Below are 13,012 nucleotides of genomic sequence, written 5' to 3'. Positions count from 1 at the left end.
GGCAATCAATAACGGCCATACCGAACTGTTGCAGCCATGACCAGGCTCTAACCTTGAAGTCGCAGGGCGATCACTTCAGTGCGTAACGGGAGCAGGCTACTGGATTGCCTGTCCTTGCGTCTTGCCCGACTGTCGTCAGATGTTGAAGGAATTTATCCCTCTAACAGTCAGAAAAACTAGAAATATCAACTTTAGGGAGAAAACCCTACGTAAAAAACACCTTCTCTGACATATCGCCGGAAAAAAATTGCTTTAGATAAGCAGCGGCCTCCGTCAGTGGAGGCAATTCTAGAGCAGCCATGCACTTCTCGACTACCGAAAGTGTTGTGCAACCGTCGGCAACCCATGGAAAAGGAATTCATATGCGCCCACAAACCACTTCAAGTCATAACCCGCCAATCGCACTCTATCGGCCCCACACTCCGCAACACGGGAGCTGCAACGAACAGCAAGCGGACGTTGAACCGTCGGTTCAACTGCGTTATCAGGTGACCTTGGCGGGGAATAGTTTCTTTCATATCACAGAAATCGCCACGGGTCGCGTAAGAGGATTCCGCGCCAATCACAACGAAGCCTGCGCACTCGCCCGTCAACTCGAAGTCAATCATTGAATAACGGCCCACACCTTCGGCGCAGTCCACTCGTCAATCAAACGACCTGACTGCGCCCACTGCGGCGCTTTATCGAAGACCTACCGACCCGCCTGCTGTTGCCATGCCGTTGGCTCGACGTTCAATTGCGCCAGCCACGCGGACCTGCATTCCTGCGCTTCACTGCGACTGGCAAATGCGGTACCGCATTGCTCGCCATTGAGCAGCACGACCCAACACACCCGCTTTCCCAGCGCGCGCATTCCGGCCGGCACACCACTGCCTATCATGACCGCGACATCAACCTTGCATTGCATGGATCTACCTCAGGATATTCATTAGCCTGCTAACTATTTTAATGAACTCACAGAGAGATAAATAGCCATATGCCTGCACTATTCAGTTGCGCAGTCGGTAACAATGCCGTGGCAGCGCGCCTGCAAAATCGGCCCACGACGAAACGCAAAGATCGCAGCCCACCCTTACGCCCGGGGTTCATTCACCGGACGATGGGGCAGGCTGCGATCTTTGTGCGACAGCCCAGACGGGCTGAGACAGCGAATCAGGCTTGACGCTGGTGCTTGTCGATTTGCTCGTGACGCTCTTGAGCTTCGATGCAGTACTTGGTGGTCGGGCTGATCAGCAGGCGCTTCAGGCCAATCGGCTCGCCGCTGTCGTCACACCAGCCAAAGCTGTCGTCGCCGATACGCTCCAGGGCGCGCTCGAGTTGTGGCAGCATGCGCTGGTCACGGTCGATGGCGTTCACCAGCCAGGTGCGTTCTTCTTCGACCGAAGCCGCGTCAGCCGGGTCTGCCGGGGAGTCCAGGCTTTCAATGGCGATACGGTTCTGCTCGATACGCTCGTGGGTTTCCACCTTCATGTTTTGCAGCAGCTCTGTGAAATAAGCCTGTTGCTCGGCATTCATGTAGTCATCCGCCGGCATGGCCAGCAACTTATCCTTTGTCATTGATTTCTCTATAAAAAATACGTGCATTAAGGCGAATCAGGGAGCGTTCCGGTCGACCTGCAACGGTCTCGGAAAGGCGCCATACATTCCAAGCGCCACCCGGCACTCAATTTACGAGGGGCGGCAGTCTAAGGCCGAGTGACAGCCTCAGCAACTGAAAAGACAGGGAATTTGTCAGACAAAGCCCGGAAATTGCTCTGCGGCAAGCTTTGGGGCGGTTATCGGAGTGTGTTTATAGCAAGAAATTCCCTGCAATGGCTGTATATAGAAGACCAACGGCTGCCAGCCCCGAAAGGCCCTTTGGATCACCGTGGATTTAGCGCTAGAGTCAGACACTCGCCACCCAACGTCCAAGGAGCTGCACATGAAATTGATCGGAATGCTCGACTCACCCTACGTAAGGCGCGTCGCCATCAGCCTCAAGACGCTGGACATCCCATTCGAGCACGCGGCGATCTCGGTATTTCGCGGCTTCGAGGCATTTCAGGCAATCAACCCGGTGGTCAAGGCGCCCACCCTGGTGCTGGATGATGGCGAAGTACTGATGGATTCCAGCCTGATCATCGAGTACCTGGAAGCCTTGAGCGGTCCTGGCAACAGCCTGTTGCCCAGCGCCCTGCCCCAACGCCTGCGCGCACTGCGCCTGATTGGCCTGGCGCTGGCGGCGTGCGAAAAGTCGGTGCAGATTTATTACGAACGCAACCTGCGTCCCGAAGAGAAACAACACGCGCCTTGGCTCGAGCGCGTCAGTGGCCAATTGCACGCGGCGTATTCGGCGCTGGAGCAGGAGCTTGAGAAGCAGCCGCTGAGGATGGATGGTCGCCTGGAGCAGGACGGTATCACCCTGGCCGTGGCCTGGAGCTTTACGCAGTTGGTGGTGGCGGATCAGGTGGATGTGGTGCAATTTCCGAGGATCAGTGAGTTCACGGCCTATGCGGAGCAGTTGCCGGCGTTTATTGAGGCGCCGTTGGACTGATTTTTTGGCCTGTATGCTCGGACCTCACCGCTGTCAAGCCAGCACCCCCCAACTCAAACCGTCCCCGCAGTCACCCGCTGCACCAACCCGTCAGCATGGCAGATAACCCGATTACGCCCGGTGGTCTTGGCCGCGTACAGCGCCAGGTCGGCGTCGCTCAGCCATTGGGTGGCGTCGCTGTGCATCGGATTGAAGGCGGCCAGGCCGATGCTCAGGCTGACTTGCAGCGCAGGATTGTGCTCATAGCCAAGGCCGGCAAAACGATCGCGCAGCGCGTCCATGGCTTGCACGGCACGGGCCAGCGGTACATCGGGGAGGATCACGCAGAACTCGTCGCCGCCATAACGTCCGGCGATGTCGGTGGCACGCAGGTTCTGTTTGAGGATTTTGCTCAACTGGCGCAGCACGATGTCACCGGCGACGTGACCGTAGGTGTCATTGATGGCTTTGAAGTGGTCGATATCGATCAGCGCGATCGCCCCGCCACTCTGTTGGCGCTGGCAACGCTGGAACTCTATTTCCAGGGCATCTTTCCACGCCCCGTGATTCAACAGGCCGGTCAGGCTGTCGGTGCGACTCAGGGCGAGCAGTTGGCGCCGGCTTTGACTCAGCGCGTGGGTCTGACGAAAGCACACCCAACCCAGCGCCAGTGGGTAAAGCGTCAGCAATGGCAGGCAGGCGTAAAGCTGCAGGGGGCTGGTGGCCGGTATCGAGGCCGGAAAAAACAGCAGCAGCCCAACACCCAGGCCGAGCAACTGGGCCAAGGTACCAAGCAGCAGAAAGCGCACGCCCCCAAGGGCCACATTGCCCATGGCCATCATCGACAAGGTCACGACACTGGGTAGCGGATTGAACTGCATGGCTGCCACCCAGAAGCCGCCCATCAGCGAATCGATCAGCAGACTGCGCTTTTCCGCGTGAAACACTGACGCCGAACGACGAGCCCATTGATAGGCCAGGTGCGGCCACAACAGGCCGTTGAACAGCATCAGCGCCACCAGCCAGTTGGGCGGGTCGAGCGGCAGGACTGCCGCACCTACGCACAGCAGGCCCAGCAGCACCCCCAGGGTGCGCGAGCGGTATTGCCTCCTGGCCAGTAACAGTCCCTTGCCGACAACAGATTGCATGGGCCCAACGCTCCTTTTGGCTGCAGCAGGGAATCCACCAGCAACGGCTCACCCACTCGGGAATAGCATCGAGTCTATCAGGGCAACGGCAAATAGCCATCACCGGCGACCAGGCGAAAGATTGACTATAAATGAAAGGGAATGATTGCACCCTGGGCCCGTAGGCAGTCTGCACATTGAGCGAGGAGGCGCATGCACAGCTATCAGGTGCTGATCATCGGCAGCGGGTTTGGCGGCCAGTGTGCGGCAGTCAACCTGCTGAAGGCGGGAATCAGTGATTTCCGCCTGCTGGAACGACGGGATTTTTTTGGCGGTACCTGGTGCCAGAACACCTACCCCGGTGCCGCAGTGGATGTACCTTCGCCTCTCTACTCGCTGTCGTTCGCCTCCTGGCGCTGGACGCAGATGTTTGCCGAACAGGCCGAACTGCAGCAATACACCCAGTACGTCGTCGATCACTTCCAATTGCGCGACAAGGTCGAATTGCAGGCCAATGTCGAGCGCGTCGAGTGGGATCAGGATGCCCGGCAATGGCAGGTCTTCACCCGCGACAAAGGTATTTTCCGTGGGCAGTTCCTGATTAATGCCTCCGGGCCGTTGAGCCAACCGGTTGTCCCGCCCTTCAAGGGCCTGCAGCGCTTTGCCGGCAAGAGCTTTCACAGCAACGCCTGGGATCACAACTACGACTATCGCAACCGACGCGTGGCCATTGTCGGCAGCGGCGCCAGTGCCGCACAGATCATTCCCGCGCTGGCGCCGCAGGTGGCGCAGCTGCATGTCTTCCAGCGCAGCGCCCACTGGGTGCTGCCCCGCGCCGACCGCCGCTTCGGCCGCTTTCAGCGCTGGCTACTGGGTATCAAGCCGGCCTACACCCTGTTGCGCTGGCTGATTTACTGGCAATTCGAAACCCGGGTGATTGCCTTCAAGTACTCCACCAGCGCCTTGAGACTGGTCCAGGGCCAGGCGTTGCGCCACCTCAAGCGCCAGGTGCCGGACGCCGAGTTGCGCAGGAAACTCACCCCGGATTTCACCATCGGCTGCAAGCGGGTGATCCTCTCCAGCACCCTGTACCCGGCCCTGAGCCGCAGCAACGTCACGTTGCATGGCCGTGACCAGGGCATCGCCGCCCTGGATGAGCGCGGCATCCAGACTCTCGACGGCCAGCACATCGACCTCGACCTGATCGTCTGGGCCACCGGTTACGACGCCACTGACGGTGTGATCGCCTACCCTGTACTGGGCAAACACGGCGCCCGCCTGAGTGACGCCTGGGCGCAGTACCCGCGCGCCTACCTGGGCACCAGCCTGCCGGACTTCCCCAACCTGTTCATCGTCACCGGCCCCAACACCGGCATCGGCCATACTTCAGCGCTGTTTATCATCGAGTCGCAGATGAACTACATCCTCGACTGCATCCGCACCCTCAAGGATCAGGGGTTGCGCAGCATCGAGGTGCGCCGGGAGGCCGAGCAGGCCTATACGCAGATGATTCACCAGGAGATGGCACGCACCGTGTGGCAATCCGGCGGCTGCCACAGTTGGTACCAAAGCAAAAGCGGCCACGTGATCGCCATGTTTCCCGGCTTCAGTTTCAGCTACCACCAATTGACCCGACGGCTGAAACCGGCCGACCATATTTTGTCCTGAGTGTTTTAGGGAGAAGTCGATGTTCGTCGTGCTGATCGTTGTCGCACTGCTTGTGTTATGGACCTGGCGCACCTGGCCGCGACTCGGCCACCTCATCTACGACGCGAGCATCGCTCTGGAGGCGCGCTTGTATCGCCTGGACAAAATCACCATGCCGATCGCCGAGATGGGCATGGTGACCTACCAGGCCGGCCCCGACACGCCCGACCGAACCATCCTGATGCTCCACGGTTTCAGTGCCGACAAAAGCATCTGGCTGCGCTTCGCCAAGCATTTTGTCGACGATTGCCGGGTGATCATTCCGGACCTCGCCGGGCATGGCGAAACCGGGTTCAAGGCGGGTGGCGGCTACAACATCCCGGTCCAGGCCGAGCGGATGATCCAGTTGCTCGACGTCTGCGGCATCGGCAAGGTGCACCTGATCGGCAACTCCATGGGCGGCTACATCGCCGCCTGGCTGGCCGCTACCCATCCCGGGCGCGTCGCCTCGCTGACCCTGCTCGATGCCGCCGGCCTCCCTTCGCCCGAGCCCAGCGACATGGGGCGCATGCTGGAGGCCGGGCGCAATCCGTTCCTGGTCAATTCAGCGGCCGACTTCCGGCAACTCTACGGCATGACCATGGCTTCCCCGCCCTGGGTGCCGCGCATTGTCCTGGCCGCGATTGCCGAGCGCTATCAGGAGCGGCGCGAGGAACTGGCGGAAATCTTCGACGACTTCCACGCCAGCGAACCCATGACCGCACGCCTGTCAGCGATCCTCGCGCCGACCCTGGTGGTCTGGGGACGCAAGGACCGCCTGCTGCATGTCAGCAGCGCGCAACTCTGGGCCAATGGCATTCCTGGGGCGCGCCTGGAAATCCTCGAGGGCATCGGCCACATGCCGATGGTCGAACGCCCGCGAGACATGGCCGCCCTTTACCGGGAGTTTCTCGAGCGGCCACGCCGATAAGCGCCAGGCACCAGTCATTTGCAGAATGAAGTTCTGAAGAAACTTCGTTTGCCAGCCCGCACAGTGCCGAACAGAATCGGCCTACTCCACTGTCACCGTGCCGGGATGCAAATTGATGAACACGCCGAACCTCGTCAGCCCTGACCTGATCCGCCAACGCTTCTCGCGGGCAATGTCAGACATGTACCGCGAAGAAGTGCCGCTGTACGGCGCACTGATGGAACTGGTGGCGCAGACCAACGCCCAGTTGCTGGAACAGCAGCCGGCGATCGCCCGGCAATTGCACAGCACCGGCGAAATCCAACGCCTGGACCTGGAACGCCATGGCGCGATCCGCGTCGGCACCGCCGAAGAACTGGCCACCCTGTGCCGGCTGTTCGCGGTCATGGGCATGCAGCCGGTGGGTTACTACGACCTTACGCCGGCCGGGGTCCCGGTGCATTCCACGGCATTCCGCGCAGTGCATGAAAGTGCCTTGCAGGTCAGCCCGTTCCGGGTGTTCACCTCGCTGCTGCGCCTGGAACTGATTGAAAATTCCGAACTGCGCCACTTTGCCGAGTCGGTGCTGGCGCAACGTTCGATCTTCACCACCAAGGCCCTCGAACTGATCGCCCACGCCGAACAGCATGGCGGTCTCGACGAGCAGCAGGTCGAACAGTTTGTCGAGCAGGCCCTGGAAACCTTCCGCTGGCACCACCGCGCCACGGTCACGGCCGAGCAATACCAGCAGCTCAGCGCCCAGCATCGCTTGATCGCCGACGTGGTCGCATTCAAGGGCCCGCACATCAATCACCTGACCCCGCGCACCCTGGACATCGATATCGTGCAGGCGCAAATGCCGGTCCACGGCATCACACCCAAGGCGGTGATCGAAGGCCCACCGCGTCGGCAATGCCCGATCCTGTTGCGCCAGACCAGCTTCAAGGCGCTGGACGAAGCCATTGCCTTCACCGACCAGCAACAGGCCAGCGGCAGCCACAGCGCACGCTTCGGCGAAATCGAACAACGTGGCGCAGCCCTCACCCCCCAAGGTCGCGCCCTCTACGACCGCCTGCTCAATGCCGCCCGCGATGAACTCAAGGCGTTCCCCAACGAGGCCAATGCTCAGCGCTACAACCGCCTGATGCAGCAGCACTTCGAGGCCTTCCCGGACACCTGGGCCGAGTTGCGCGAGCAAGGCCTCGCGTACTTTCGCTACTTCGTCAGCGAGCAGGGCCAGACCGCGTCCGCCGCCGAGTTGCAGGGCCTGGACCTGGACGCCCTGCTCGACGCCGGTTACCTGTACATGGAGCCGCTGGTGTATGAGGACTTTTTGCCGGTCAGTGCCGCAGGGATATTCCAGTCGAATCTGGGGGACGCCGCACAAAGTCACTACGCCCAACACGCCAACCAGGCCGCATTCGAGCAGGCCCTGGGGCGCAGGACTATCGACGAGTTGGGTTTGTATGCGCAGACGCAACAGCGTTCGATAGACGACTGTCTATCCGCGTTGAAATCATCAGGAATGTAGTCCGGACATTCGAGTCAATAGTACTTTCGAATGTTGTTTGTCGAACGTTGGGAGGAAGTTCGCCCAGTATTCTGGCCTCGGCAATCCTTGCACTGGTAAAGAGCCAAAATACTGGGCGAACGGCGGTAATATTAATGCAAACTGGCAGATATGTCCGTTGTAAATTTCTGAACATTTCTCACAACCTATTTCACCAATGCCCATAAACGAAAAAAAGCGAAACCCGGCCTCGGCGGGTGTCGCTTTTTTTTTCGTAGCGCAGCGTTTAACGCAGGGTCGTCACCTTCAACACATCGGTGTAAACCACGTTCACGCTCTGATCGACCTTGAGGTCTTTCAGCTTGGCTTGCAGCTCGGGTTTTTCCACGACCACCGTCTTTTTCAGGCCCTCAGGATTTTGCAGCGTCACTTCATTTTTCTTCACGTCGATGGCGGTGATTTTCAACTGCACCTTGACCTGACGATAAGCGGTGCCACCTGGATTAGGGTTGTCCGCCGTGGCACGGATTTCGCCAACGCGCTCGACCGTGCCGGGCAAGCCTTTATCGATATCGGTGTCGAGCAGCGCGACGACCGAGCGCACGACATCCAGTCTCACCGTGTCGCCCGCCTTCAAATTACCCAGGTCCTTGGCCTGCTCACTGAGTTGGATCGAGACCGGCTTGCCCCCGTTACCTTCAAGCACCACGAGGTGATTGGCCGCATCGACGGAGACCACCTTGGTCTCTATCTGATTGGCGACCACCACTTCGGAAAATGGAATTTCGGCAGCGTAGGCACACAGGCTGCCGGTGGACAGCAGCGTCGCGAGGGTAATGGCTTTGGTCAGTGCATGAAGCTTCATGGTGATACCTTCCCTGTACTAAGAAATGGGGACATTGACTGTCAGCTCTAGCCTAAAGTCTGGTGTGCTGAGTGAGCATAGACATAGATCAGTAGATTTCCTGAAACATCCGGCGCTTGCGTGCAATTGGCGCATTCAGTAGCCGGTCATTTCCAGATAACCGCTGCCGCCGTGGCTCCCGTTCAACTGCACCGGCCCTTCCCAGTAAGGAATCCGCAAGTCCATCCAGGCATTCGGGTTCAACGCGGAGGCGCTGATGTCCAGGCCATGTGCCGCAATCCTCAACTGCCAGCGCGTCGGCAGGGTGCGGCCCGCAACCGTTGTGTTGGCCAGCGGCGTCAGGCTCACATCGGCGCCAGTCAACGGGCTGGCCTGCCCCTGGGGGTCGATCCAGGTGCCGCTCACGTACGCCTGACCGTCCGTTTGCCGCACGCGGAACAGCATCACCTGCGCGCCACTGTCCAGGTGCAGGGAAAACCAGTCCCAACCGCTTTGCCCGGCGCTGAGCGGCTGGCTGCTCCACTCACGGTCGAGCCAGGCCGGGCCGCCGACCTCATACACGGTGCCGTCGATTTCCAGGCTGCCGCTGGCGGCCAGAAATGGCTGGCTGTAGTAATACGACGCCTGGCCCTGCGCGGATTTGCGGCTGTAGCCCTGATCCCCTTGCAACACCAACGGACGGTTGGAAGTCAGCTGCAAGCGGTAGCTGAAACCCTTGCCGCTGGCCTCGACCCGTAACGCGGCCAAGGGATCGCCAGACGCGGATTGGCTGCTCAGGCGCCAGTCATCGATCCATGCGGCAAAGGGCACGGTGCTCACCCCCGCCTGGCCGATGCCGCCTCGGGCATAGCGTTCGGCGGCATGTTGGGTGGTGGCCGAAGTCACTGCGGCGTGGCCCAGCCAGACCACCTGGCTGGCCCAGCCGGGTTGCTCCGCAGCGGCCTTCAGGGCATTACGGAACAAGGTCCACTGCACGCCGAATTCGCGGCCTTCGGCATCCTTGAGGTTGGCGGTGAGGTACCACCATTCGACGCGGTAACCGTCATGCGCACCGTGGTCGGCGGGGAAGCTAAACACCCGCCCCGGCGTGACCTGACTGAATGCCGCCGCTTCGCTGCCCAGCCCGGCGAAGCCTTGCCCGGTGTCGGCGGGCTGATCACAGCCGCTCAACAGCAGCAATACCGTCAGCAGCCACTTAATCCTCATGGGCGAAGCTCCTGAGCAGGTCCGCAGGCTGGGTGCGGTACAGGCTGAACAGCGGCCAGGCCGAGGCCAACAGGGTCGCCAACATGGCCAATCCCAGCAGTTGCGCCAACTGCCACGGGAACACCCGCATCGGCAAGCGCCAGCCGAAGGCCTGCACGTTGATCACCGTGTTCAGGCACCAGGCCAGGACCCATCCCAAGGGTACCGCGAGAAGCAGGGTCAAGAGTGCCAACAGCCAGGTCTGGCCAAGGTTGAGCAACATCAGTTGCCGCCGCGTGACGCCCATCGCCCACAACGGCGCCAACTGCCCCAGGCGACTTTGGCTCTGGGTCAACAGGCTGATGAACAATGCGACGCCCGCCACGCCCAGGGTCAGGCTGTTGAGCGCGGCGGTGGCGGCAAAGGTGCGCTCGAACACCTGGCTCGACCAGCCCTTGAGACGGGCTTGATCGACTATTCGGCTGTCGTCGATGGCCACGTTGGCGTGCAGGGCCGTCAGCAATGCCGGTATCGCGCTCGGCTCCAGGTACAGGTTGAAGCGATTGGGGCTAAGCGTGGGCCAGTGCTGCAGCAAGTGCTCGGCACTCACCAGCAGGTGGCCCTTGGGGTTGCCATAGTCGGCGTAGATGCCAATCAATTGCGGCGACCATTGCCCTTGGGGTGTGGTGATGGTCAGCCGGTCGCCCAGGCGCAGCTTGAGGCGCCGCGCCAGTTGCTCACTGAGCATCAGCGTGTCCTGCGTTGCCAGTTGGTCCCAGGGGGCGTCGCCCAGGGCTTCGAGCAATGGCCAATGCTGACGATAGGTCGGATGGTCGATCACCCCGTACAGGTCCGCCGGCCAGCCCTGCAGCGTCAGCGAGGCCTGCCAATTGGGCAGTACGGTCGCGAGGCTCTGTTGCGCCAACCATTGCTGCACCTGTAGCGCCTGCGCCGGGTTCTGCGGGCTGATGTACAACTCGGCACTCAGGCGTTGCTCCAGCCAGTCGCTGAAGGTCTGGCGAAAACCGGCGGTCATGCTCCCGGCACCGATGTTGGCGGCCAGCGCCAGCAGCAGCGCCATCAACGCCAGGCTCAACGCCGGCAACTGCTGCCGGCAATCGGCGACAAACCATTGGCCGAGCACCGAGCGAGTGTGGCGTCTGGCGCGGTGCAGCAGCGCATCGAGCAGCACCGGCAAGCCCAGTGCCGCCGCCAACAACAGCGCTGCCAGCAGGACAAATCCACTGCCCAGGCTGTCGCCCCAACCCCAGGACAGCAACCCAATCAGTGCCGCAATCGAAGCCACCAGAGCCTGACGCCGCAACCAGCGGCCATGGGCCTGACGCCAGGCCTGGGGATCGGCCAGGGCCAACAGCGGCAAGCGCGCCGCACGCAATAAACTGTCGACCCCGGCCAGCAACGCACCGAACAGGCTGACGCCAAGGCCACCGAGCCACCACCAGGGACTGAGACTCAACTGCCCCGCCACTTCAGCGCCGTACAATCCACGCAGACTGGCAGCGACATCCGGCAGCAACACGCTGGCCAACAGGTAGCCGCTGACCACACCGAACAGCCCGCCCAGCAGGGCCAGGGCGCCCAACTCCAGACTCAGGCACAGCACCAGCATCGGCACGCTGACGCCGCAGGCGCGCAGGGTTCTGAACAGGCCACGGCGCTGCTCCAGCGCCAGGCCAATGGCGGCATGGACGATGAACAAACCGACGACAAAGGAAAGGAACCCCAGGGCGTCGAGATTCAGATGAAAACTTTCGGTGAGACGCGCCAGGTTGTTTTCATCACTGCCGTGATTCAACTGCAAGCGCGTATGAAAGGCTTCAGGTAAGGGCCGGTCGCTGGTGGCAAATTCCTTGGACAGCAACAGACGTGAAACCTGCCCGGGCAAAGCCAGAACCTGCTGCGCGACGCCGATGTCCACCAGCAGCACACCGGGGGCCATATCCGCCTGACTGTGCAGTGCAGGCAGCGCCTGGCCGTTGCTGGCCTGGGGTTGATCGCCCTCGCGCAGCCCCAACGCCTGCAGGGTTTGCGGGGCGATCCAGGTGCGCCCCGGCGGGCTGATGAAGTCAACCATTTGTGGCAGATCCAGAGACTGACCGGCGAGTGCCGAGCCCACCGGCAGCGACAAGGGTTCGATGCCCAGCAGTTGCAAGCGCTGCCCTTCGTGCCCCTTGAGCGACAGCCGCCCCTGCAACGTCGGCGATACCGGCCAGCCGGCCTGACGCAGTGCGACAAACCAGTCCTGGGAAAAATTCGCCCCATCCGGCGCACTCAAACTGGCCTGGGGCTCGCCGCCAATCAACTGATTGGCCCGCGCGTAACTGTCGCGCGCCTGAGTGTTCAGGGCTTGCACCCCGGTCAACAATCCGGTGGCCAGCCACAGGCCGGTCAGCACGCTGAAAAACTGCACCGGGTGCTGGCGCCAATGACTGAGCAGTGCGCGCAGGGTTTCGCGCAGAACGTTCATGACGGCGGGCCAGGGTCGACCAGGCGGCCACCTTGTAGCATCACGCGCTGGGCCAATCGCGCCGCCACCCGCGGACTGTGGGTGACCATCAGCAAGCGCGTCGAGGTGCCGGCCAGCAATTCCAGCATCAAGTCGAGCACTTCGTCGCTGCTGTGCTCATCGAGGCTGCCGGTAGGCTCATCGGCCAGCAACAAGCACGGGCGCGACGCCAAGGCCCGCCCCAATGCCACCCGCTGCTGCTGACCACCGGACAACTGCTCGGGATAACGCTGGAGCAAATCCCCCAGCCCCAGACGCTCCACCAGTTGCGCCAGCCACCCCTGATCCAGGCGCCCGGCCAACCGCGCCTGAAACGCCAGATTGTCCTCGACCCGCAAACTGCCAATCAGGTTGAACTGCTGGAACACCAGGCCAATCTGCAGCCGCCGCCAATTCGCCAACTGACGCTCGCTCATCAACGCCAGCGCCTGCCCATCCAGTGTAATCTCGCCGCGATCCACCCGATCGAGCCCCGCCACCAGGTGCAGCAAGGTACTCTTGCCGCTCCCCGACTCCCCCATCAACGCCAGACTGCTCCCCGCCTCCAGTCGCAGATCGACACCCTGCAAGACCGGCAGCGGGCCTTGGGCCGTGGAGTAGCTTTTGAAGACGTCTCGGACCTCAAGCATTGGCGTAGTTCGCAGAGTGGAGGCGGAGAAGTCAGCATAGGAGCTGCACGCCGCACGCCGC

General features: G+C 61.5%; 12 protein-coding genes. 5 read left to right on the top strand and 7 right to left on the bottom strand.

Features of this window, described 5'->3' with window-relative positions; all coding sequences use genetic code 11:
- Window positions 1–362: 362 nt before the first annotated feature.
- The gene (locus NR126_RS17605; RefSeq protein ID WP_105754909.1) at window positions 363–611 is read left to right on the top strand and encodes a hypothetical protein; all 249 of its coding nucleotides are present in this window, start codon (window positions 363–365) and stop codon (window positions 609–611) included.
- An 80-nt stretch (window positions 612–691) separates the two neighbouring features.
- Here the strand turns inward: NR126_RS17605 and NR126_RS17600 are convergent, their stop codons facing one another.
- Both NR126_RS17600 and NR126_RS17595 read right to left on the bottom strand, forming a co-directional pair.
- The gene (locus NR126_RS17600) at window positions 692–907 is read right to left on the bottom strand and encodes a hypothetical protein (protein ID WP_027616195.1); all 216 of its coding nucleotides are present in this window, start codon (window positions 905–907) and stop codon (window positions 692–694) included.
- Between the two features lie 245 nt (window positions 908–1,152).
- Window positions 1,153–1,557: a TraR/DksA C4-type zinc finger protein gene (locus tag NR126_RS17595; RefSeq protein WP_027616194.1), complete on the bottom strand. Its 405-nt coding sequence runs from the start codon at window positions 1,555–1,557 to the stop codon at window positions 1,153–1,155.
- A gap of 364 nt (window positions 1,558–1,921) precedes the next feature.
- Here NR126_RS17595 and NR126_RS17590 point away from each other — a divergent pair, with 364 nt between their 5' ends.
- Window positions 1,922–2,533 (top strand): glutathione S-transferase, encoded by a 612-nt coding sequence (locus NR126_RS17590; protein ID WP_256830730.1) that lies wholly within the window; start codon window positions 1,922–1,924, stop codon window positions 2,531–2,533.
- A 53-nt stretch (window positions 2,534–2,586) separates the two neighbouring features.
- On the opposite strand, the gene NR126_RS17585 is transcribed toward NR126_RS17590, so the two are convergent.
- On the bottom strand, window positions 2,587–3,660 hold the full coding sequence (locus NR126_RS17585; protein ID WP_256830729.1) for a diguanylate cyclase: 1,074 nt from the start codon (window positions 3,658–3,660) through the stop codon (window positions 2,587–2,589).
- 192 nt (window positions 3,661–3,852) lie between these two features.
- Here NR126_RS17585 and NR126_RS17580 point away from each other — a divergent pair, with 192 nt between their 5' ends.
- The 3 genes from NR126_RS17580 to NR126_RS17570 all read left to right on the top strand — a co-directional run bounded on the left by NR126_RS17580 (window position 3,853) and on the right by NR126_RS17570 (window position 7,766).
- Window positions 3,853–5,307, top strand: coding sequence for an NAD(P)/FAD-dependent oxidoreductase (locus tag NR126_RS17580; RefSeq protein WP_256830728.1), 1,455 nt, complete (start codon window positions 3,853–3,855; stop codon window positions 5,305–5,307).
- 19 nt (window positions 5,308–5,326) lie between these two features.
- Window positions 5,327–6,256: an alpha/beta fold hydrolase gene (locus tag NR126_RS17575; RefSeq protein ID WP_256830727.1), complete on the top strand. Its 930-nt coding sequence runs from the start codon at window positions 5,327–5,329 to the stop codon at window positions 6,254–6,256.
- Between the two features lie 115 nt (window positions 6,257–6,371).
- Window positions 6,372–7,766, top strand: coding sequence for a VOC family protein (locus NR126_RS17570; RefSeq protein WP_256830726.1), 1,395 nt, complete (start codon window positions 6,372–6,374; stop codon window positions 7,764–7,766).
- 265 nt (window positions 7,767–8,031) lie between these two features.
- On the opposite strand, the gene NR126_RS17565 is transcribed toward NR126_RS17570, so the two are convergent.
- The 4 genes from NR126_RS17565 to NR126_RS17550 all read right to left on the bottom strand — a co-directional run bounded on the left by NR126_RS17565 (window position 8,032) and on the right by NR126_RS17550 (window position 12,951).
- On the bottom strand, window positions 8,032–8,610 hold the full coding sequence (locus NR126_RS17565; RefSeq protein WP_027616188.1) for a hypothetical protein: 579 nt from the start codon (window positions 8,608–8,610) through the stop codon (window positions 8,032–8,034).
- Window positions 8,611–8,745: 135 nt separating this feature from the next.
- Window positions 8,746–9,816, bottom strand: coding sequence for a lipocalin-like domain-containing protein (locus NR126_RS17560; protein ID WP_105754914.1), 1,071 nt, complete (start codon window positions 9,814–9,816; stop codon window positions 8,746–8,748).
- Entirely contained in the window at window positions 9,806–12,283 is a 2,478-nt protein-coding gene (locus NR126_RS17555) for an FtsX-like permease family protein (protein ID WP_256830725.1), read from the bottom strand. Before NR126_RS17555 ends, NR126_RS17560 begins: the two co-directional genes overlap by 11 nt.
- Window positions 12,280–12,951: an ABC transporter ATP-binding protein gene (locus NR126_RS17550; RefSeq protein WP_027616185.1), complete on the bottom strand. Its 672-nt coding sequence runs from the start codon at window positions 12,949–12,951 to the stop codon at window positions 12,280–12,282. The genes NR126_RS17555 and NR126_RS17550 overlap by 4 nt, the downstream gene beginning before the upstream one ends.
- Window positions 12,952–13,012 lie beyond the last annotated feature (61 nt).

Source organism: Pseudomonas sp. Pse1 (assembly GCF_024519635.1).
In the GTDB taxonomy this organism is placed as follows: domain Bacteria; phylum Pseudomonadota; class Gammaproteobacteria; order Pseudomonadales; family Pseudomonadaceae; genus Aquipseudomonas.
Note: the sequence above shows the minus strand (reverse complement) of the source record. Positions and strands in the feature narration are given on the sequence as shown.